This window comes from Siccirubricoccus soli, from assembly GCF_024178315.1.
GTDB classification, from domain to species: Bacteria; Pseudomonadota; Alphaproteobacteria; order Acetobacterales; family Acetobacteraceae; genus Siccirubricoccus; species Siccirubricoccus soli.
This window is the reverse complement of sequence record NZ_JAMZIK010000067.1, coordinates 1-19,094: the sequence shown is the minus strand read 5'-3', so window position 1 is coordinate 19,094 and position 19,094 is coordinate 1. Positions and strand designations below refer to the sequence as shown.

The following is a 19,094-nucleotide window of genomic DNA, read 5'->3' as shown; positions in this document are numbered from 1 at the left end:
ATGACCTGGACCCTTGCCCTGCCGGAGCTGGCGCTGGCCTGCGCCGGCCTCGTCATCCTCGTCGCCGGCGTGCTGCCGAAGCAGGAGACCTTCTTCCCGGTCAGCATGGCCTGCATCGGCGCGCTGCTGCTCGCCGCGGTGCTGGTGCTGGGCCAGCCGGAGGGCACCGCCCTCGGCGGCCATTACGTGGCAGATGCCTTCAGCGGCTTCATGAAGCTGCTGGCCATCGCGGCCGCCGCCATCGGCATCCTGCTCTCGCTGGACTACAACGCGAAGGAGGGGCTGGGACGCTTCGAATTCCCCCTCCTCATGCTGCTCGGCACGATCGGCATGATGGTGATGATCTCGGCGAACGACCTGCTCTCGCTCTATCTGGGGCTCGAGCTGCTCTCCCTGCCGCTCTACGTCATCGCCGCCTTCAACCGGGACAATGCGCGTTCCGCCGAGGCCGGGCTGAAGTATTTCGTCCTCGGCGCGCTCGCCTCCGGCCTGCTGCTCTATGGCAGCTCGCTGGTCTATGGCTTCGCCGGCACCACGAATTTCGACCGGCTGGCGGATGCCTTCTCGGCCGATTCGGGCGTGACCGCCGGCGTCATCGTCGGCATCGTCTTCGTCATTGCCGGCCTCGCCTTCAAGGTTTCGGCCGTGCCCTTCCACATGTGGACGCCGGACGTGTACGAGGGCGCGCCCACGCCGGTGACGGCCTTCTTCGCCGCCGCGCCCAAGGTGGCCGCCATCGCGCTGCTGGCTCGCGTGCTGATCGGGCCCTTCGGCGACCTTGCGGCGCAGTGGCAGCAGGTCATCACGCTGGTCTCGCTCGGCTCGATGATCCTCGGCGGCTTCGCCGCCATCGGCCAGCGCAACATCAAGCGGCTGATGGCCTATTCCTCGATCGGCCATGTCGGCTATGCGCTGATGGGCCTGGCCGTTGCCAACGATATCGGGCTGCGCGGGCTGCTGGTCTACATGGCGATCTATGTAGCGATGAATCTCGGCACCTTCGCCGTGCTCATCGCCATGCGCCGGCGCGGCCGGGCGGTGGAGCAGGTGGAGGACCTCGCCGGGCTCGGCCGCACCGATCTCGGCATGGCGGTCTGGATGGCCATCTTCATGTTCTCCATGGCCGGCATCCCGCCGCTCGCCGGCTTCTTCGGCAAGCTCTACGTCTTCCTCGCCGCGGTGCAGGCGGGCTTCTGGACCCTCGCCGTGGTCGGCGTGCTGACCAGCGTGGTCTCGGCCTATTACTACCTGCGCATCGTGAAGGTGATGTTCTTCGATGCGCCGGCCGGTGAGCTGGACCCGGCGCCGGCCAGCCTGACGGTGGTGATGGCGGCCTCCGGCCTCTTCACCCTGTTCTTTGTCCTCTGGCCGGCGCCGCTGCTGGCCGCGGCCCAGGCGGCCGCGGCGGCGCTGCTCGGCTGAACGCCCCGCTGCCGGGCCGGGGCGCGCCGCCCTTCTGGCGGCTGGAGGTGCATGCCGAGCTCGGCAGCACCGCCACCCTGCTGCGGGAGAGGGCGGAGGCGGGGGAGGCGGAAGGGCTCGCCATCCTGGCCCGGGAGCAGACCGCGGGGCGCGGCAGGGAAGGGCGCCCCTGGCGCTCCCCGCCCGGCAATCTCTACCTCTCCGCCCTGCTGCGCCCGCCCGTCCCGGCGCGGCAGGCCCCGCAATGGGCGCTGCTCGCCGCCGTGGCCCTGGCGGAGGCGGCGGCGGAGTGCGATGCGGAGCCCGCCGCGCTGCGGCTGAAATGGCCGAACGACCTGCTCCGCCATGGCGCCAAATGCGCCGGCATCCTGACCGAGACCGCCCTGGCGCCGGATGGGAGCCTCGCCTGGCTGGCCTATGGCATCGGGGTCAATCTGCGCCATGCTCCCGCCTTGCCAGACCGGCCCACCGCCTGCCTGGCCACCGCCGCCACCCCGGAGGAATTCGCCGCCCGCCTGCTCGCCCGCCTGCTGCGTTGGCGCGACACCCTGCTGCAGGAGGGCTTCGCCCCCATCCGCGCCGCATGGCTGCAGCGCGGCCCGGCCCTGGGGACTACGTTGACCCTCAGCGCCGGCCCGGTTACTGCCGGCGCCTTCGCAGGCCTCGCCGAGGATGGTGCGCTGCTGCTGGAGGCCGGCGGCACCCGCCACCGGATCCTGTCGGGCGAGGTGGGAGGATCGTGAACCCATGCTGCTCGCCATCGATGCGGGGAACACCAATGTCGTCTTCGCCGTGCATGACGGCACGGAATGGCGCGGCCGCTGGCGCATCGCGACGGAGGCCGGCCGCACCTCCGACGAATACGCCGTCTGGCTGCTCGCCCTGCTGCAATATGCCGGGTTGAAGCCGGCCGAGATCGACCGCTGCGCCATCGGCACGGTGGTGCCGGCCGCGCTCTACAACCTCCGCCGCCTGTCGCGGGAATGGTTCAATGTCGAGCCGCTGATCGCCCGCTCCACGGTGGAATGGGGCTTCGAGATCCGGGTGGACCGGCCGCAGGAGGTGGGCGCCGACCGGCTGCTGAACTCCCTTGCCTCCCATCACCACTACAAGGGGCCGCTCATCGTCATCGATTTCGGTACCGCCACGACCTTCGACGTGGTGGATGCGGATGGCGCCTATCTCGGCGGCGTCATCGCCCCCGGCATCAACCTCTCGCTGGAGGCGCTGCACCAGGCGGCGGCCCGGCTGCCCCGCATCGGCATCGGCCGGCCCCAGGCCGTGGTGGGACGGGACACCGTCGCCGCCATGCAATCCGGCATCTATTGGGGCTATGTCGGGATGATCGAGGGCATCGTCCGGCGCATCCAGGCGGAGCAGGAGGCGCATCTCAAGATCGTCGCCACCGGCGGCCTCGCCCCGCTCTTCGCGGAAGGGACGGAGGTGATTGAAACCATCGACCCCGATATCACGCTGGAAGGGCTGCGCCTGTTGGCGGAACGCAACCCCGTCCCCATCTTGAACCGGACCCAGGCAAGGGATTGAGGCGGCGGGGTCGGCGGGATGTGGCCGGCTGCGCTATACTCGTCCCGAGATTGCCCGACCCTGCGAGGCCGACACCAGAAGATGAGGGAATGAACGATTTCTTGCCCGCGGCTCTGCCCGATGCCGCCGATGACCTGGCTTTCATCCCCCTTGGCGGCACCGGCGAGATCGGGATGAATCTGAATGTCTACCGCTGCGACGGCAGGTTGCTGGCGGTGGATTGCGGCATCGGCTTCGGTGGGCCGGAGCAGCCCGAGGTGGAGGTGATGGTCCCCGACGCCACCTGGCTGGCGGAGCGGCGCGACTGGCTGGAAGGCCTCGTCATCACCCATGCGCATGAGGACCATGTCGGGGCCGTGGCGCATCTCTGGCCGCAATTCCGCTGCCCGATCTATGCCAGCCCCTTCGTTGCCGCCGTGCTGCGGCGGAAGCTGGGCGAGGCGGGGCTGCTGGGCGAGGCGAAGATCCACACCATCCCCCTCGGCGGCCGCTTCCGCCTGGGGCCCTTCGATCTCGAATTCCTCCGCGTCGCCCATTCGGTGCCGGAGGCGCAGGCGCTGGCCATCCGCACCCGGCATGGCCTCGTCGTCCATACCGGCGACTGGAAGCTGGACCCGGACCCGCTGATCGGCGGCCCGACCGACGAGGCCGCCTTCGCCCGGCTGGGCGAGGAGGGCGTCCTCGCCATGGTCTGCGATTCCACCAATGCGCTGGTCGAGGGCCATTCCGGTTCCGAGGCCGAGGTGCGGCGGAATCTGACGGCGATCATCCGCGGCCTGAAGGGCCGCGTCGCCGTCACCTGCTTCGCCACCAATGTGGCCCGCGTCGAGAGCATCGTCCGCGCCGCGGCCGCGGCGGGGCGGCAGGTCTCGCTGTTCGGCCGCAGCCTGCGCAATGCGGAAGCGGCGGCGCGGGAATGCGGCTACCTCAGAGACCTTCCGGAACTGGTGCCGGAGGAGGAGGCGGGCTTCATCCCGGATGACAACCTCCTCATCATCTGCACCGGCAGCCAGGGGGAGCCGCGCTCGGCGCTGGCCAAGATCGCCGCCGACACCCATCCCAGCATCGCGCTGGGGGAGGGGGATACGGTCATCTTCTCCTCCCGCATGATTCCCGGAAATGAGCGCGGCATCCTGCTGCTGCAGGACCAGCTCGCCCGCCGCGGCTGCCGGGTGATGACGGCGGATGACCACATGGTCCATGTCTCCGGCCACCCGGCGCGGGACGAGCTGAAGCGGCTCTACCAGCTGGTGAAGCCGAAATACGCCGTGCCGGTGCATGGCGAATGGCGCCATCTGTCCGAGCATGCGGCGCTGGCGAAGTCGCTGCAGGCGATCCCGGTGCTGGTGGAGGATGGCGACGTGCTTCGCCTGTCCCCGGGCCGACCGGAGGTGGTGGAGGGCGTGCCGACCGGCCGTCTGGCGGTGGACAATGGCCGGCTGCTGCCGCTCTCCGGCGGGGTGCTGGCGGCGCGCAAGCGCATGCTGTTCAACGGCGTCGTCATGGCCTCGCTCGCCGTCGATGCCGGTGGGCGGGTGGTGGGCCAGCCCCAGGTTTCGGCGCCCGGCCTGTTCGACGGCGACACCTCCGAATCCGTCCAGCTCGCGGCCGATCTGGCCCGGGCGGTCGGGGAGTTGCCGAGCGCCCTGAAGCGGGAGGACGATGCGCTGCGCGAGGCGGCGCGCAGCGTGCTGCGCAAGGCGGTCGGGCGGCGGCTGCGCAAGCGGCCGAATGTCGAAGTTCACCTGTTGCGGGTCTAGCCGCCCATGGGCTGGTTCAACGGCGTCGTCGTCTATTTCCTGATCTGGTGGCTGACCCTCTTCGCCATCCTGCCGATCGGCACCGCACCGCGGCCGGAGGGCGATGCCACCGGCGGCTGGCGCGGCCTGCCGGACCGGCCGCGACTCCTGATGAAGGTGGGGCTGACCACGCTGGTGGCGGCGGTGATCTTCGCCGGAGCCTATGCGTTGATCACCAGCGACTGGCTGAGCTTTCGGAGCGGCTGGCTGGCCCTGCCTGAAAAATGAGCGACTTTCCCGGGATTGGTCCGGGTGTCGCCTTATCTTGTTGCAGACGCTGTCTGAACGCCGTTTTTTTCGGCTATGGCGGCAGCCTTTGGCGTTGTGCGGTGTTGTTGGTCCGCGCCACCATGCCTGAAGGAAGAGGGTTGGTCCTCTTCCTGCCGTGTGACTGGCGTTTCCTCCCTAAACTCGGGCCGCGCCCTGACGGGTGCGGCCCTTTTTTTCGTCTAGCCGAAGGGCGGCCGACCGCCAAGCAATTTCCGCGAAGCCGATCCCTGGCGGCGTGTTCGATTATTCCCATCCTGCCGCGGGAGTGGATGGTTTGGCGTGGCATGGGTGCCACTTGGCCCTGGCCGTTCCCAGCCGGGACGCCGCAAGCTAGTGTCCGCCGCAGCCCGGGGCAGGCGGCCTTCGCCTCCCGCTTCGGGCAGATGTCTGACCGCGTGAGTTCCGCTTCCGGTCGCCTTCGGCCGCGGGCGATCACGCTCTAGCCCGACCAGGAGCCCGCCTTGCGCCTCTCCCGCGCCTTCCTGCCGACCCTGAAGGAAACCCCGGCCGAGGCGCAGATCGCCTCCCACCGCCTGATGCTGCGGGCAGGCATGGTCCGGCAGACCAGCGCCGGCATCTATGCCTGGCTGCCGCTGGGCTGGCGCGTGCTGCAGAAGGTGGAGCAGATCGTCCGCGAGGAGCAGGACGCCGCCGGCGCCCAGGAAATCCTGATGCCGACGATCCAGACCGCGGATCTCTGGCGCCAATCGGGCCGCTACGACGCCTACGGCCCGGAAATGCTCCGCCTCAAGGACCGCCACGACCGGGAGATGCTCTACGGCCCGACCAATGAGGAAATGGTCACCGAGATCTTCAAGGGCTACGCCAAGAGCTACCGCGACCTGCCGCGCAACCTCTACCACATCCAGTGGAAGTTCCGGGACGAGGTCCGCCCCCGCTTCGGCGTGATGCGCGGCCGCGAATTCCTGATGAAGGACGCCTATTCCTTCGACCTGGACTACGCCGGGGCGCAGAAGAGCTACCGGCAGATGTTCGTCGCCTATCTGCGCACCTTCGCCCGCATGGGGCTGAAGGCGATCCCGATGCAGGCCGATACCGGCCCGATCGGCGGCAACCTCTCCCACGAATTCCTCATCCTGGCGGAGACCGGGGAAAGCCAGGTCTTCCTGCACAAGGACCTGCTGGACTTCGATGTGCTCTCCCAGCCCGTGGACTATGATGGCGACCTCTCGCCCATCGTCGATTTCTGGACCAGCCGCTACGCCGCGACCGACGAGAAGCACGATCTGGCGGCCTGGGAGGCGATTCCCGAGGCGCAGCGCGTCTCCGCGCGGGGCATCGAGATCGGCCACATCTTCTACTTCGGCACCAAGTACAGCGCCTCCATGGGCCTCACCGTCTCCGGGCCGGATGGCAAGCCGGTGGCGCCGGAGATGGGCAGCTACGGCATCGGCGTCTCCCGCCTGGTCGGCGCCATCATCGAGGCGAATCACGACGAGAACGGGATCCGCTGGCCCGAGGCGGTGGCCCCCTTCAAGCTGGCGGTGCTGAACCTGAAGCAGGGCGATGCCGGCACGGATGCGCTGGCGGGCCGGCTCTACGAGGCCTTCGCCCCCGACGCCCTCTATGACGACCGGGAGGAGCGGGCCGGCGTGAAATTCGCCGATGCCGACCTCATGGGTTATCCCTGGCAGGCCATCATCGGCCCGCGCGGCGCTGCTGCCGGCAAGGTGGAGCTGAAACGCCGCGCCACCGGGGAGCGGGTGGAGCTCTCCGTGGAGGACGCCATCGCCCGGGTGAAGGCCGGCTGATGCGCCGCGCTGTCTCCCTCCTCCGCGCGGCGGGGGAGGGCCGGGGCCGGGCTGCCTGCGCGCCCGTGCCCGGCCGCGTCCGCGCCCCGGCGGCGGAGGGAGGCGCCTGATGTTCAACGCCTTCGAACGCGCCGTCGCCTTCCGCTACCTGCGGGCGCGGAAAGGGGAGCGCTTCGTCTCCGTCATCGCCATCTTCTCGCTCGTCGGCATCGCCCTCGGCGTGGCGACGCTGATCATCGTGATGAGCGTGATGAACGGCTTCCGGCAGGAGCTGCTGGGGCGGATCCTCGGGCTCAACGGCCATCTCGGGGTCTTCTCCCTCGATGGCCGCCCGCTCTCGGATTACGACGAGATCACCGAGGCCATCCGGCGGGTCCCCGGCGTGACCGCGGCCAACCCGATCATCGAGGGCCAAGTGCTGCTGACCAGCGAGGCGGGCGGCGCTGCCGGCGGGCTGGCACGCGGCATCAAGCCGGAGGATCTCCGCGCCAAGGGGATCATCGCCAACAACATCCGCCGCGGCAGCCTGGCGGAATTCGGCGGCGACGATGTCGTCGTCATCGGTACCGGCCTTGCCAACCGCATGCGGATCACGGTGGGCGACCGGCTTTCGCTGGTTTCGCCCCAGGGCCGCACCACCGTCTTCGGCACGGTGCCGCGGGTCCGCGCCTATCGCGTCATCGCCCTCTTCAACGTCGGCATGAACGAATACGACAGCAGCTTCGTCTTCATGCCCATGGAAGCGGCGCAGATCTACTTCCAGACCGGCAATGCGGCGACGCAGATCGAGGTCTTCGCCCAGGACCCGACACGCATCCGCGCCCTGAATTTCGAGATCCGCCGCGCCCTGGGCCAGCGCCAGCTGCGGATCGTCGATTGGCAGGATGCCAACAGCAGCTTCTTCAACGCGGTGCAGGTGGAGCGGAACGTGATGTTCCTGATCCTCACCCTCATCATCATCGTCGCCGCCTTCAACATCATCTCCAGCCTCATCATGCTGGTGAAGGACAAGGGGCGGGACATCGCCATCCTCCGCACCATGGGGGCGACGCGGGGCAATGTGCTGCGCATCTTCCTGCTCTGCGGCGCCTCCATCGGCTGCGCCGGCACGCTGATCGGCTTCGCCCTCGGCCTCGCCTTCTGCATCAACATCGAGCATATCCGCCAGGCGCTGCAGGCGCTGACGGGCACGGAGCTGTTCAGCCCGGAGGTCTACTTCCTCTCCCAGCTTCCGGCGGTGGTGGATCCGCATGAGGTGATGCAGGTGGTCGGCATGGGCCTCGGCCTCTCCCTGCTGGCGACCATCTATCCGAGCTGGCGCGCGGCGCGGCTCGACCCGGTGGAGGCGCTGCGGAATGAGTAGCGTCCTGGGCGAGGAGCGGCACGTGACCCGCAATGGCGAGAATGCGCCCGCCCTGCGCCTGGCGGGCGTCGAGCGGCGCTACCGCACCGAGGCCGGCGAGCTGCCCGTACTGGTGGGGGCGGAGCTGGAGCTGGAGGCGGGGGAGATCGTGGCCCTGGTCGCACCCTCCGGCACCGGGAAATCCACCCTGCTGCACCTGGCCGGGCTGCTGGAACGGCCGGATGCGGGGGAGGTGTATGTGGCCGGCCGCGCCGCCGGCACCCTCTCCGATGATGGCCGCACGGCGATCCGCCGCACCACCATCGGCTTCGTCTATCAATTCCATCACCTGCTGCCGGAATTCACCGCGGAGGAGAATGTGGTCCTGCCGCAGATGGCGGCCGGCGCCAGCCGCAACCAGGCGCGGGAGCGGGCGCGGACGCTGCTCGCCGGCTTCGGCCTGACGGGGCGGGAGCATCACCGGCCCGGGCGGCTCTCGGGCGGGGAGCAGCAGCGCGTCGCCATCGCCCGCGCCCTGGCCAATGCCCCGCGCATCCTGCTGGCCGATGAGCCGACCGGCAATCTGGACGTGGCGACCTCGGACCTCGTCTTCGCCGAGCTGCTCGCGGCGGTGCGGGGGCAGGGGGTGGCGGCGCTGATCGCCACGCATAACCCGGCCCTGGCGGCGCGGATGGACCGGGTGGTGACGCTCAGGGAGGGGAAGGTGGTGCCGGGCTGATCACTCGGCCGGCAGCAGCGCCGACTCCGCCTCCGTCGCCCTGCGGCCCAGCATCAGCAGCACCAGCCGCGCCAGGAAGAGCAGCGCGCCGGCGAACCAGACCATGGCGGCGAGGATCGCCAGCATGGGCTGCTGGTGCTCGATGGAGAGGTAGATGCCGGCGGGAAAAACCACCGCCGAGCCGGCGGACAGACCGTATTGCGCATAGGCGGCGACGCGGTTCGCCTCCAGCACCGGCCAGGCGCGGTAGGTCAGCCCCATCAGGGCCAGCGAGGTCCAGCCGAGCAGGTTCAGATGCGCATGCACCGGCGCCAGGTGGAAATCATGGGCGATGCCCATGGCGATCCCCATGGCCACGCCGATGACGAGGCAGAGCGCGGCGGTGGCGAGGAAGAGCAGAGGCAGGCGGGACATGGGCGGCTCCTGTTGTCCGGGCCGCGACATAGGCCATGCGGCCGGCAGGGGCTGTGACCTGCGTTACCGTTCCGAGGGAGGCTCTGCCTCCCCGTCCAACCCCTCCGCCAAAGGCCGAAAGGCCTTTGAAAGCCAGGAGTTGGGTCTCGCGGTTCAGCCGCGAGGGCACCAGCGAAGCCAGCGCCCCTCCGCGATGCTAGACTGGCCGGATGAGCGACTCCGCCGGCTTCATCCATCTCCACGTCCATTCCAGCTATTCCCTCAGCGAGGGCGCCATCAAGGCGGAGAAGCTGGCGACGCTGGCGAAGGAGGCCGGCATGCCCGCGGTGGCGCTGACCGATAGCGCCAACCTTTTCGGCGCCCTGGAATTCTCCCAGGGCTGCAGCGGCAAGGGCATCCAGCCCATCATCGGCTGCCAGCTCTTCCTCTCCCGTTCAGCCAGCGATGAGCGGCCGGAGGCGGAGCGCCTGTCACCCGACCCCATCGTTGCCCTGGCCATGAACGCCCAGGGTCTCGACAACCTCCAGCGCCTCTCCTCCAAGAGCTTCCTCGGCAACGACCCCTCCGGCCGCCCCTGCCTGAAGCTGGCGACGCTGGCGGAGCATGCCGAGGGCATTATCCTCCTCACCGGCGGCACCTTCGGCCCGCCCGGCAGGCTGCTGGCGGAGGGCCGCTTCCCCCTGGCGAAGACGCTGCTCGCCCGGCTGAAGGAAAGCTTCGGCGACCGGCTGGTGGTGGAGCTGAACCGCCACGGCCTGGAGGTGGAGCGCATCGTCGAGCCCGGCCTGCTGCGCCTGGCCGAGGAGCTGGAACTGCCGATCGTCGCGGCCAACGACGTCTATTTCGCGACGCCCGACATGCATGAGGCGCATGACGCCCTGCTCTGCATTGCCGAGGGCCGCACCATGGCGGAACCGGACCGCCGCCGGGTGACGCCGGAGCACTGGTTCAAGCCGCCCTCCGTCATGCGCGCCCTGTTCGCCGACCTGCCCGAGGCCTGCGACAACACCCTCGCCATCGCCCGCCGCTGCGCCGTGATGGCGGAGACGAAGAAGCCGGAGCTGCCCATCTGCCCCAAGGTGCAGGAAGGCAAGACCGAGGCGGAGACGGTGCAGGACATGGCGTGCCGCGGCCTGGAAGCCCGGCTCGATGCGCTCGGCGTCACCGACCGCGAGGTCTACCGCACGCGGCTCGCCTATGAGCTCGGCGTCATCGAGCAGATGGGCTTCTCCGGCTACTTCCTCATCGTGGCGGACTTCATCCAATGGGCGAAGGAGAAGGGCATTCCGGTCGGTCCCGGCCGCGGCTCCGGCGCCGGCTCCGTCGCCGCCTGGGCGCTGTCGATCACCGACCTGGACCCACTCCGCTTCGGCCTGCTCTTCGAGCGCTTCCTGAATCCGGAGCGCGTCTCGATGCCGGATTTCGACATCGATTTCTGCCAGGACCGGCGCGACGAGGTGATCGACTATGTCCGCCGCGAATACGGTGCGGACCGGGTTGCGCAGATCATCACCTTCGGCAAGCTGCAGGCCAAGGCGGCGGTGCGCGATGTCGGCCGGGTGCTCGGCATGCCCTATGGCCAGGTGGACCGCATCGCCTCCCTCATCCCCTTCAACCCGGCCAAGCCCGTCGCCCTGGCCCAGGCGATCGAGGGTGAGCCGCGGCTGCAGCAGATGCGCGATGCCGATGAGCAGGTGGCGCGGCTGCTGGAGATCGCCAACCAGCTCGAAGGCCTCTACCGCAACGCCTCCACCCATGCCGCCGGCGTCGTCATCGGCCGCAAGCCGCTGCTGGACATCGTCCCGCTCTACCGCGATCCGCGCAGCGAGATGCTGATCACCCAGTACTCGATGAAGTATGTCGAGCAGGCGAGCCTGGTGAAGTTCGACTTCCTCGGCCTGAAGACGCTGACGGTGATCCAGCAGGCGCTTGCCATATTGCGCAGCCAGGGCCACGACATCGACATCGCCGCCATCCCGCTGGACGACGCGAAGACCTACGAGATGCTGCGGAAGGGCGACGCCGCCGGGGTGTTCCAGTTCGAAGGCCAGGGCATGCGGGACTGCCTTCGCCAGATGAAGGTGGACCGCTTCGAGGATCTGATCGCCGCCGTCTCGCTCTACCGCCCGGGCCCGATGGCCAACATCCCGGCCTATTGCGCCCGCAAGCATGGCGAGCCCTGGGAGAGCCCGCATCCGAGGATCCACGATATCCTGGCCGAGACCTACGGCATCATGGTCTACCAGGAGCAGGTGATGCAGATCAGCCAGGTGCTGGCGGGCTATTCGCTCGGCGGCGCCGACCTGCTGCGCCGCGCCATGGGCAAGAAGATCGCCAAGGAGATGGAGCAGCAGCGCGCCATCTTCACCGAGGGCGCCGTGAAGAACGGCATCGATCCCGGCAAGGCGACCGAGATCTTCGACATGATGGCGAAGTTCGCGGAATACGGCTTCAACAAGTCGCACGCTGCTGCATACGCTCTGGTCTCCTACCAGACGGCCTGGCTGAAGGCGAACCACCCCGTCGCCTTCCTCGCCGCCTCCATGACGCTCGACCTCGACAAGACGGAGAAGCTGGCCGGGCACATGCAGGAGGCCTCGCGCCTCGGCATCGCCGTGCTGCCGCCGGATGTGAACAGATCGGGCGCCGACTTCCTGGTGGAGCGGACGGAGGAGGGGAAGGACGCCATCCGCTTCGCCCTGGCGGCGGTGAAGCGCGTCGGCGCCCAGGCGATGCGGGACATGGTGGCGGCGCGCGACCAGGGCGGGCCCTTCGCCTCCATCGCCGATTTCGCCGCGCGGGTGGACCCGAAGCTGCTGAACAAGATGCAGATCGAGAACCTGGCCAAGGCCGGCGCCTTCGACAGCCTGGAGCCGAACCGCGCGCGGCTGGTGGCCGGGGCCGAGACCATCCTCCGCCGCGCCCAGGCGGCCGCCGAGGACCGCGCCAGCGCGCAGATCGCCCTCTTCGGCGGCGCCGGCGCGAAGCCCGACCCGCTGCGCCTGCCGGAGATGCCGGATTGGCCGATGCTGGAGAAGCTCAGCTATGAGGCGGAGGCGGTGGGCTTCCACCTCTCCGCCCATCCGCTCGATACCTACAAGCCGGTGCTGGCGCGGCTGGGGGTGACCCCGATCATGCGCGTGGCGGAGCGGGCCAAGGGCGGCGTCGGCCGGGTGAAGCTGGCCGGCACGGTGGTCAGCAGCAAGGAACGCCCCACCCGCACCGGCAGCCGCATGGCCTGGGTCGGCCTTTCCGATGCCAGCGGCAGCATCGAGGTGACGCTGTTCAGCGAGGTGCTCTCCCGCTGCCGCGACCTGCTGGCGGAGGGCACCGCCATCCTCGTCACCGCCGAGGTGCGGCTGGATGGCGAGACGCTGCGGCTGACGGCCCAGGAGGTGGAGGGGCTGGAGAAGGCGGCCCAGGGCGTCGGCCAGGGCATCCGCCTGTGGCTGGAGAACATGGCGGCGGTGGACACCATCCACGCCATGCTGACGCGGGAAGGGCGCGGCAAGGGCCGCGTGACGGTCATCGCGCGGACAGGGGAGGGGCAGGAGGTGGAGCTGGCCCTGCCCGGCGGCTTCAACGTCTCCCCGAAGCTGGTGCAGGCGATGAAGGTCGTGCCCGGCATTGCCGATGCGGAAACCGTTTAGCACGGCCGCGTGCTGACCATGCCGGCGTGAACCGCGCCGGCCTGTCCTGTCGCCTGATCCGGGCCGCCCGGCCTGACCATGCCGCCCCTGCGCCTTGGTGTCGCCGAAGGCGTTCCCCGCGCCTTCGGCCGAAGGGCAGGGGCCGGCTCAGTGGATCGTGTAGCCCCCGTCGATCAGCAGGTCGTGGCCCTGGATGTAGCCGGTCTCGCAGGTCGCCAGGAACGCCACCGCCTCCGCCACCTCCTCCGGCCGCCCGAACCGCCCCGCCGGCACGCGGGAGGTCATCAGCTCCGTCCGCCCCGGCATCCGTCCATAGCTCTCGATATTGTACTGCGTCGCGATCGGCCCCGGGCTGACGGAGTTCACCTGGATGTTCTCCTTCGCCAGCTCGAAGGCCATGTTGCGCGTCAGCTGCAGCAGCGCCGCCTTGGCTGCCCCGTAGAGCGCATTCTCCTCCGCCGCCACGCGGCCCATCTGGCTGGCGATGTGGATGATGCGCCCGCCGCCCTGCCGCCGCATCGCCGGCAGCACCGCCTGGCTGGCGAAGAAGGCGGCTTCCAGATCCACCGCCAGCAGCGCCCGGAACTCGGCGCGGGTGAAGCTGCCGAAGGGCTTGCGGCAGCGTATGCCGGCATTGTTCACCAGCACGTCCAGCCGGCCGAACCGCGCCAGGGCCGCGGACACCATCGCCTCCGCCGCGCCCTCCGCCGCCAGGTCGAAGATGGCGGAGACGGCATCCGGCGCGCCGGAGGCGCGGCAGGCGGTGGCGGCCCCGGCCAGCTCCTCCGCCGTGCCCTCCGCCGCCAGGAACAGCGCGAAGCCGCGCGCCGCCAGTGCCAGAGCGATCGCATGGCCGATGCCGCGCGAGGCGCCGGTGACGAGCGCGACCTTCGGGGCGGTGGGATCAGACATCTCGACGGCCTCCATCAGCAGGGCCGCCAGCTTAGGGCAGCCTCCAACCTGATGGATCACGCCATGATCCATCGGATCGGAGATAAGCGGCTCTGGATATTGCTCCAGGCGGAATGCGGCCGGCCCCATCGCATCGTCGCGCGCAGGCCGGGGTCAGGGGAGGGGGCGCTGCAACCCCCGGCGGGCGGGCAGAGCGCCCTCTGCCGGCCGGGCCGCCTGCTACTCCGCCGCCTTTGCCGGCATCGCCGCCGCCGCTTCCATCGCGCGCCGCAACCTCACCGCCTCCGCCGTCTCGTCCAGCGCCACGTCGGCGTAGCTCAATATGGCCCCCGCCTTCACCGCCCGAGTCAGCGTCACGCCATGCGCCAGCCCGATGGGCAGAGCCCCCAGCGCCAGGGAGCGCGCGGCAGGGATGCATTTGCCCCACACCATCGCCCCGCCCTCGCCATCCAGCACCTCGCCCGGCGCCAGGTCGCGCTTGGCCGTCGCCGCCACGTCGCCGCGCCAGGCCTCGGCGCAGCCCGTCGGCTCCTTTCGCAGCGCCGCGGAGGCCACGGAGATGCCGAGCTCCAGCCCGATGAAATGGTAGGGCCGCCACAGCGCCGCGTAGCGGCCGGAAGGGTCGGTTGCCACGCCATATTCGGCGAAGCAGCGGCGGACATACTCCGTCTCGCCCTCGAACACCGCATAGACGCCCCAGCGCAGATCGCCCGCCACCGGCCTGCCATCCCGCTCCAGCGAGGAGATCACCTCCACGCGCCCGCTGCTGCCGGCGAAGACGCGCGGCAAATCCTGCACGCCGCAGGGCGGGAAGGCGAGCCCGTCCTCCGGCGGCGCCAGGCCCGTGGCATTGGCGATCGCCGCCATCTCGATCGCCGATTTCGTGCCGTCGAGGAAGGAGTTGAACATCTGCGGGTTCATCCCGCCGAGCCGCGCCTGCTCCTCCGTCAGCCCGTAATGGCCCCAGACGGTGGCCGGCGTGCTGGCATGATACTCGGGCAGGTATTTCGTGCCCTTGCCGGCGGCGACGACGGTGAAGCCCTCGGCCCGCAGCGTGTCCACCATCTCGCAGACCAGGGCCGGCTGGTCGCCATAGGCCATGGAATAGACCACGCCGGCGGCGCGCGCCTTCTCCGCCAGCAGCGGTCCGGCCAACACATCCGCCTCCACATTCACCATGACGATATGCTTCCCCGCGGCGATGCAGGCAAGGGCGTGGCGGATACCGGCGGCGGGGTGGCCGGTGCACTCCACCACCACCTCGATGCGCGGGTCGAGGATCAGCGCCGCGCTGTCCTCGGTGAGGAAGGTGCTGCGACCGGCGAAGGCGGCGTCCAGGCTGGCGGCGCCGTAGCGCTCCGCCGGCCAGCCAATCCGGGCCAGCGCCTCCCGCGCGCGGGGCAGGGCGAGGTCGGCGATGCCGGCCACATGCAGCCCCGGGCTGCGCGCCGCCATGGCCAGGAACATGGAGCCGAATTTGCCGGCGCCGATGACGCCGACGGTCACGGGGCGCCCGGCCGCCGCGCGGGCCGCCAGCATCCGATGTAGGTTCATGGGCTTTCCTCCTGCCGCAGCATAGCCGGCCCTGGCCGGTGGCGTCGCCTTCCGAGGGGGGCGGAGCTGGTCCGTCGCGGTGGCCTGCTGCGCGGCGGGACAGGAGGACCGATCCGCCTCGGCGGCCATGGGGGCCACCGGTAGCCTGCTGCGCGGGCAGGGCAGGGGCGTGCCGTCCGCCGCCAGTTGCGGCCGATCCGCCCATGCGGCGCCGTGCGACAGGCAGGCCACCTGGCGGCCCCGGATCACGGGGCGCAAGCCTTGCTCGCCGGCGCGGCGGCGAAGGGCCGGGCCTCCCCGCCTGCGCGCCGCATCCCTCCCGCATCCGGCGGGGGAGGGCTAGAGCGTTTTCGGTTTACATGCGTTCACCGAAAACGCTCTACGCTTTTGTTTGCAGAGCAGATTCACGCCTTCGGGCGGTGCCGCCCTACGGCGATCTGCTCTAGGCTGGGGCGGCACGGCCCAGGCGGCGGAGGCCAGGGCGGGCGCCATCCCTGGCCCCGCCCCGCCGGGCCGGGGAGGAACATCGGATGCAGGTCGCGGTCATCGGTCTCGGCAGCATGGGCATGGGCGCCGCCCTGAACTTGGTGAAGGCGGAGGGGCTCAGCGTCGCCGGGGTGGATCTGCGCGATGCCGCCCGCGCCGAATTCGCCGCCGCCGGCGGCCTGCCCGCCGCCAGCGGGGCGGAACTGCCGCCGGGCGCCGAGGCCGTCCTCGTGCTGGTGGTCAACGCCGTCCAGGCGCGGGAGGCGCTGTTCGGCCCGCTCGGCGCCGCGCCGCGCCTCGCCCCTGGCGCGGTGCTCATCGTCTCCTCCACCATGTCCCCCGCCGAGGCCCGCGCCCTGGCGGCGGAGGCGGAAGCCCGCCAATTCCTCTACCTCGATGCCCCCGTCTCCGGCGGCGCCGCCGGGGCCCGGGCCGGGGCGCTGACCGTCATGGCCTCCGGCAGCGCGGCGGCCAAGGCGAAGGCCGCGCCGGTGCTGGACGCCATTGCGAAGAAGGTCTGGGATCTCGGTGAGGCGCCCGGCCTCGGCGCCACCATGAAGGTGGTGCATCAGCTCCTCGCCGGGGTGCATATCGCCGCGGCGGCGGAGGCGATGGCGCTCGGCATCAAGGCCGGGCTCGACCCGGAGACGCTCTACGGCGTCGTCACCGGCGCCGCCGGCAATTCCTGGATGTTCGAGAACCGTATGCGCCATGTGCTGAACGGCGACGAGACGCCGCGTTCGGCGGTGGACATCTTCGTCAAGGATCTCGGCCTGGTGACGGAGCTGGCGCGGGCCGAGGGCTTCCCGGCGCTGCTCGCCGCCCAGGCGCAGCAGCTCTTCACCGCGGCCAGCGCCATGGGCCATGGCGGCAAGGATGATGGCTTCGTCATCCGCGCCTATCAGGCGCTGACCGGGATCCGGCTGCCGAAGGACTGAAACCGGCCCTCCCGGGCCCGGAAAGCCGCCTTGCCCGCCGAGAACAAATGACGCACATTAACCCTTGCGCAAGGGTTCGGTTTTTGTTCTAGTCGGGGCATGTCGAACCGCAATTTCTCGGCGCATGCCCACCTCGTCATCCCGCTGCCGCCCTTGCGGCCGCGGCGACGCCTTGGCGGCACGGGCCTCGACCCGGTGCAGGAGGCATCGCTGGTCGGCATCGTCTCGCTGGCCGGGTTCTGGGGATTGGCGGAGCTGGCCTTCCTGCTCTTCGGCTGAGGCCTCCGGTGCCGGCTGGCCGGGCGGTGCCGCCGCGGCTTGCCCGGGCTTGGCCTGCCAGGGCGGTGCGATGCGTCGGGGCGACCCGCCCTCCGCGGCCGCCGCGCCCGGGGGATGTGGCCGCCACCGTGGCGCCGTGAAGCATGATGGCGCCGCCGCGGGCCACGCGGCGGGAATGCCAGTGGAATGCCCTGGTGCCGGCCCGACAGGTCCGGGGCCGGGGCGATGATCCGTCGGGCTGCCGGGGCGGCAGTCTGGCGGGTCGCCGGGCCGGGGCGGTGCCGGGGGGCATCGCCTCGGTTGCGGCGCCGCATGTGATTCTCCCGCCACTTTAACCTCCCTTTCACCCGAGGCCCTCAGACTTGCGGGTGGTCCCGGACGACCTGGGGCCGTGCATCGGAGGAAAAGCCGATATGCCCTTGAACTCGGTCAACACGAATATCGGCGCCAAGGTGGCGCTGCACTCGCTCAACCGCACCACCACGGAATTGGAGGCCACGCAGAAGCGCATCTCCACCGGCTACCGCGTGGCCGATGCGCAGGATGACGGCGCGGCCTTCGCGGTGGCGGAGCGGGTGCGCGGCGACATCGCGGCCACCACCTCGGCCAATGAGCAGCTCGGCGGTGCCAAGGGCCTGCTCGATGTCAGCAACGCCGCGCTGGAGAACGTCTCCTCCTCGCTGCAGAAGCTGAAGACCCTGACGGTGAAGCTGGCCGACGGCACGCTCACCGACGACCAGCGCACCCAGTACCAGGCCTCAGTGAAGGAAATCACCAACAACATCAAGTCCTTCATCAATGATGCCAGCTACAATGGCACCAACATCACCGACGGCACCAAGACCTCCATCGACGTCATCACCAACGGCCAGGGTGACCGCTACACCATCACCGGCTTCGATGGGCTGACCAGCATCTTCAACGCGGTCTCCGGCTTCAACGCCTACACCGCGGGCAGCGCCGCCGCGGCGCTGACGGCGACCGGCGTGCTGACGAACACCATCGCCACCACCCTGACGCAGCTCAATAATTTCGGCAGCTACTCGAACTACATTGAGGCGAAGATCGACTACAACAAGGCGAAGATCGACGCCCAGGAAGGCGGCCTCGGCGCCTTGGTGGATGCCGACCTGGCCAAGGAATCGGCGAAGCTGCAGGCGCTGCAGATCCGCCAGCAGCTCGGCACGCAGGCGCTGAGCATCGCGAACCAGGCCCCGCAGACCCTGCTGAGCCTGTTCCGCTAGGCCGGCGCCGCGCGCCGCAGGCAAGGCAGCCCGCGTCGCGGCGACGGCACAAGGCGAGGTCGGCAGGAGGCCGGCCGGTGCCCCTCACCCGGCAGCTCCCGCATCCCCGGTCGAGCGCCTGGACGAACGGCACCGAACCCCAGGAAGGACCGCACCGCATGTCCAACGTCATCGACACCTCCGCTTTTTTCGGCGCCGTCGCTTCCCCCCAGCCGAGCGCCTCCGGCGCCGCCGCCTATCGCCGCCGCCTCTCCGCCAAGCAGATGGAGGCCGAGGTCTTCGCCCGCGCCACGCGCTCGATCCGCGAGCTCGAAACCGGCGCCAGCCCGCTCGCCCGCGCCCGCGCCGCCGCCGACAACCGCCGCCTCTGGACCGCTGTCCACCGCGCCGTGCTGGACCCGACCAACTCCCTGCCGCCCGAGCTGCGCGCCCAGATCGCCAGCGTCGCCCTGGCGGTGATCCGGGAATGCGAGGGTGAGGCACCGGATTTCGGCTTCATCGCCGAGATGAACGAGCATTTCGCCGCCGCCCTCTGGCGCTGAGGACCCCGCCATGCTGAGCGACAGCCTGACGCCCGAGCCCCTGGCCAACCGCCTCGCCGGCCGCGCCCGCACCCTGCTCCGCCAGCGCCGCCCGGAGGAAGCCCTGCCGCTGCTCGACCGGCTGGAGCGCCTGCCCGGCGAGGCCGCCGGCGCCGCCCTGCTGCGGGCCGAGGCGCTGCTCGGCCT

16 protein-coding genes are annotated in these 19,094 nt (G+C 70.3%); 13 read left to right on the top strand and 3 right to left on the bottom strand.

The window, feature by feature from the left end; translation table 11 throughout:
- The 8 genes from nuoN (at position 1) to NJ376_RS11065 (ending at position 8,889) form a co-directional block, all read left to right on the top strand.
- Positions 1-1,422 (top strand): NADH-quinone oxidoreductase subunit NuoN, encoded by a 1,422-nt coding sequence (gene nuoN, locus NJ376_RS11100; RefSeq protein WP_252953331.1) that lies wholly within the window; start codon positions 1-3, stop codon positions 1,420-1,422.
- 47 nt (positions 1,423-1,469) lie between these two features.
- Positions 1,470-2,165 (top strand): biotin--[acetyl-CoA-carboxylase] ligase, encoded by a 696-nt coding sequence (locus tag NJ376_RS11095; RefSeq protein ID WP_252953329.1) that lies wholly within the window; start codon positions 1,470-1,472, stop codon positions 2,163-2,165.
- A gap of 4 nt (positions 2,166-2,169) precedes the next feature.
- On the top strand, positions 2,170-2,967 hold the full coding sequence (locus tag NJ376_RS11090) for a type III pantothenate kinase (protein WP_252953327.1): 798 nt from the start codon (positions 2,170-2,172) through the stop codon (positions 2,965-2,967).
- A gap of 89 nt (positions 2,968-3,056) precedes the next feature.
- Positions 3,057-4,727 carry a ribonuclease J gene (locus NJ376_RS11085; RefSeq protein WP_252953326.1) on the top strand — a complete coding sequence of 557 codons (1,671 nt, stop codon included), beginning with the start codon at positions 3,057-3,059 and terminating at the stop codon, positions 4,725-4,727.
- Between the two features lie 6 nt (positions 4,728-4,733).
- Positions 4,734-4,994 (top strand): DUF1467 family protein, encoded by a 261-nt coding sequence (locus NJ376_RS11080; protein ID WP_252953324.1) that lies wholly within the window; start codon positions 4,734-4,736, stop codon positions 4,992-4,994.
- A gap of 503 nt (positions 4,995-5,497) precedes the next feature.
- A complete protein-coding gene (gene proS, locus NJ376_RS11075; protein WP_252953323.1) occupies positions 5,498-6,808 on the top strand; it encodes a proline--tRNA ligase in 1,311 nt (436 codons plus the stop codon).
- A 109-nt stretch (positions 6,809-6,917) separates the two neighbouring features.
- Positions 6,918-8,171, top strand: coding sequence for a lipoprotein-releasing ABC transporter permease subunit (locus NJ376_RS11070; protein ID WP_252953321.1), 1,254 nt, complete (start codon positions 6,918-6,920; stop codon positions 8,169-8,171).
- Positions 8,164-8,889: an ABC transporter ATP-binding protein gene (locus tag NJ376_RS11065; protein ID WP_252953320.1), complete on the top strand. Its 726-nt coding sequence runs from the start codon at positions 8,164-8,166 to the stop codon at positions 8,887-8,889. The genes NJ376_RS11070 and NJ376_RS11065 overlap by 8 nt, the downstream gene beginning before the upstream one ends.
- Here NJ376_RS11065 and NJ376_RS11060 read toward each other — a convergent pair whose 3' ends face one another.
- The gene (locus NJ376_RS11060; protein WP_252953319.1) at positions 8,890-9,303 is read right to left on the bottom strand and encodes a hypothetical protein; all 414 of its coding nucleotides are present in this window, start codon (positions 9,301-9,303) and stop codon (positions 8,890-8,892) included.
- Between the two features lie 209 nt (positions 9,304-9,512).
- Here NJ376_RS11060 and dnaE point away from each other — a divergent pair, with 209 nt between their 5' ends.
- Complete coding sequence (dnaE, locus tag NJ376_RS11055; protein WP_252953318.1) at positions 9,513-12,953, top strand: DNA polymerase III subunit alpha; 3,441 nt, start codon at positions 9,513-9,515, stop codon at positions 12,951-12,953.
- 147 nt (positions 12,954-13,100) lie between these two features.
- On the opposite strand, the gene NJ376_RS11050 is transcribed toward dnaE, so the two are convergent.
- Together NJ376_RS11050 and NJ376_RS11045 are read right to left on the bottom strand one after the other, a co-directional pair.
- Positions 13,101-13,865, bottom strand: a complete 765-nt coding sequence (locus NJ376_RS11050) for an SDR family NAD(P)-dependent oxidoreductase (protein ID WP_252953316.1) — start codon at positions 13,863-13,865, stop codon at positions 13,101-13,103.
- A 219-nt stretch (positions 13,866-14,084) separates the two neighbouring features.
- Positions 14,085-15,419 carry an NAD(P)H-dependent oxidoreductase gene (locus tag NJ376_RS11045; RefSeq protein WP_252953315.1) on the bottom strand — a complete coding sequence of 445 codons (1,335 nt, stop codon included), beginning with the start codon at positions 15,417-15,419 and terminating at the stop codon, positions 14,085-14,087.
- Between the two features lie 530 nt (positions 15,420-15,949).
- On the opposite strand from NJ376_RS11045, the gene ltnD reads away from it, so the two are divergent.
- From ltnD to NJ376_RS11025, 4 genes are all read left to right on the top strand, one after another.
- Complete coding sequence (ltnD, locus tag NJ376_RS11040) at positions 15,950-16,843, top strand: L-threonate dehydrogenase (RefSeq protein WP_252953314.1); 894 nt, start codon at positions 15,950-15,952, stop codon at positions 16,841-16,843.
- A 99-nt stretch (positions 16,844-16,942) separates the two neighbouring features.
- Positions 16,943-17,122: a hypothetical protein gene (locus tag NJ376_RS11035; protein WP_252953313.1), complete on the top strand. Its 180-nt coding sequence runs from the start codon at positions 16,943-16,945 to the stop codon at positions 17,120-17,122.
- A gap of 413 nt (positions 17,123-17,535) precedes the next feature.
- Positions 17,536-18,366: a flagellin gene (locus NJ376_RS11030; protein WP_252953312.1), complete on the top strand. Its 831-nt coding sequence runs from the start codon at positions 17,536-17,538 to the stop codon at positions 18,364-18,366.
- A 158-nt stretch (positions 18,367-18,524) separates the two neighbouring features.
- Positions 18,525-18,908: a flagellar biosynthesis regulator FlaF gene (locus tag NJ376_RS11025; protein WP_252953311.1), complete on the top strand. Its 384-nt coding sequence runs from the start codon at positions 18,525-18,527 to the stop codon at positions 18,906-18,908.
- Positions 18,909-19,094: the final 186 nt, after the last annotated feature.

What these genes read in the sequence shown, in the direction of transcription:
- nuoN (WP_252953331.1), top strand. Translation starts at nt 1, where the DNA reads ATGACCTGGACCCTTGCCCTGCCGGAGCTGGCGCTGGCCTGCGCCGGC.
- NJ376_RS11090 (WP_252953327.1), top strand. Translation starts at nt 2,170, where the DNA reads ATGCTGCTCGCCATCGATGCGGGGAACACCAATGTCGTCTTCGCCGTG.
- NJ376_RS11085 (WP_252953326.1), top strand. Translation starts at nt 3,057, where the DNA reads ATGAACGATTTCTTGCCCGCGGCTCTGCCCGATGCCGCCGATGACCTG.
- NJ376_RS11080 (WP_252953324.1), top strand. Translation starts at nt 4,734, where the DNA reads ATGGGCTGGTTCAACGGCGTCGTCGTCTATTTCCTGATCTGGTGGCTG.
- NJ376_RS11070 (WP_252953321.1), top strand. Translation starts at nt 6,918, where the DNA reads ATGTTCAACGCCTTCGAACGCGCCGTCGCCTTCCGCTACCTGCGGGCG.
- NJ376_RS11065 (WP_252953320.1), top strand. Translation starts at nt 8,164, where the DNA reads ATGAGTAGCGTCCTGGGCGAGGAGCGGCACGTGACCCGCAATGGCGAG.
- NJ376_RS11060 (WP_252953319.1), bottom strand. Translation starts at nt 9,303, where the DNA reads ATGTCCCGCCTGCCTCTGCTCTTCCTCGCCACCGCCGCGCTCTGCCTC.
- dnaE (WP_252953318.1), top strand. Translation starts at nt 9,513, where the DNA reads ATGAGCGACTCCGCCGGCTTCATCCATCTCCACGTCCATTCCAGCTAT.
- NJ376_RS11050 (WP_252953316.1), bottom strand. Translation starts at nt 13,865, where the DNA reads ATGTCTGATCCCACCGCCCCGAAGGTCGCGCTCGTCACCGGCGCCTCG.
- NJ376_RS11045 (WP_252953315.1), bottom strand. Translation starts at nt 15,419, where the DNA reads ATGAACCTACATCGGATGCTGGCGGCCCGCGCGGCGGCCGGGCGCCCC.
- ltnD (WP_252953314.1), top strand. Translation starts at nt 15,950, where the DNA reads ATGCAGGTCGCGGTCATCGGTCTCGGCAGCATGGGCATGGGCGCCGCC.
- NJ376_RS11035 (WP_252953313.1), top strand. Translation starts at nt 16,943, where the DNA reads ATGTCGAACCGCAATTTCTCGGCGCATGCCCACCTCGTCATCCCGCTG.
- NJ376_RS11030 (WP_252953312.1), top strand. Translation starts at nt 17,536, where the DNA reads ATGCCCTTGAACTCGGTCAACACGAATATCGGCGCCAAGGTGGCGCTG.
- NJ376_RS11025 (WP_252953311.1), top strand. Translation starts at nt 18,525, where the DNA reads ATGTCCAACGTCATCGACACCTCCGCTTTTTTCGGCGCCGTCGCTTCC.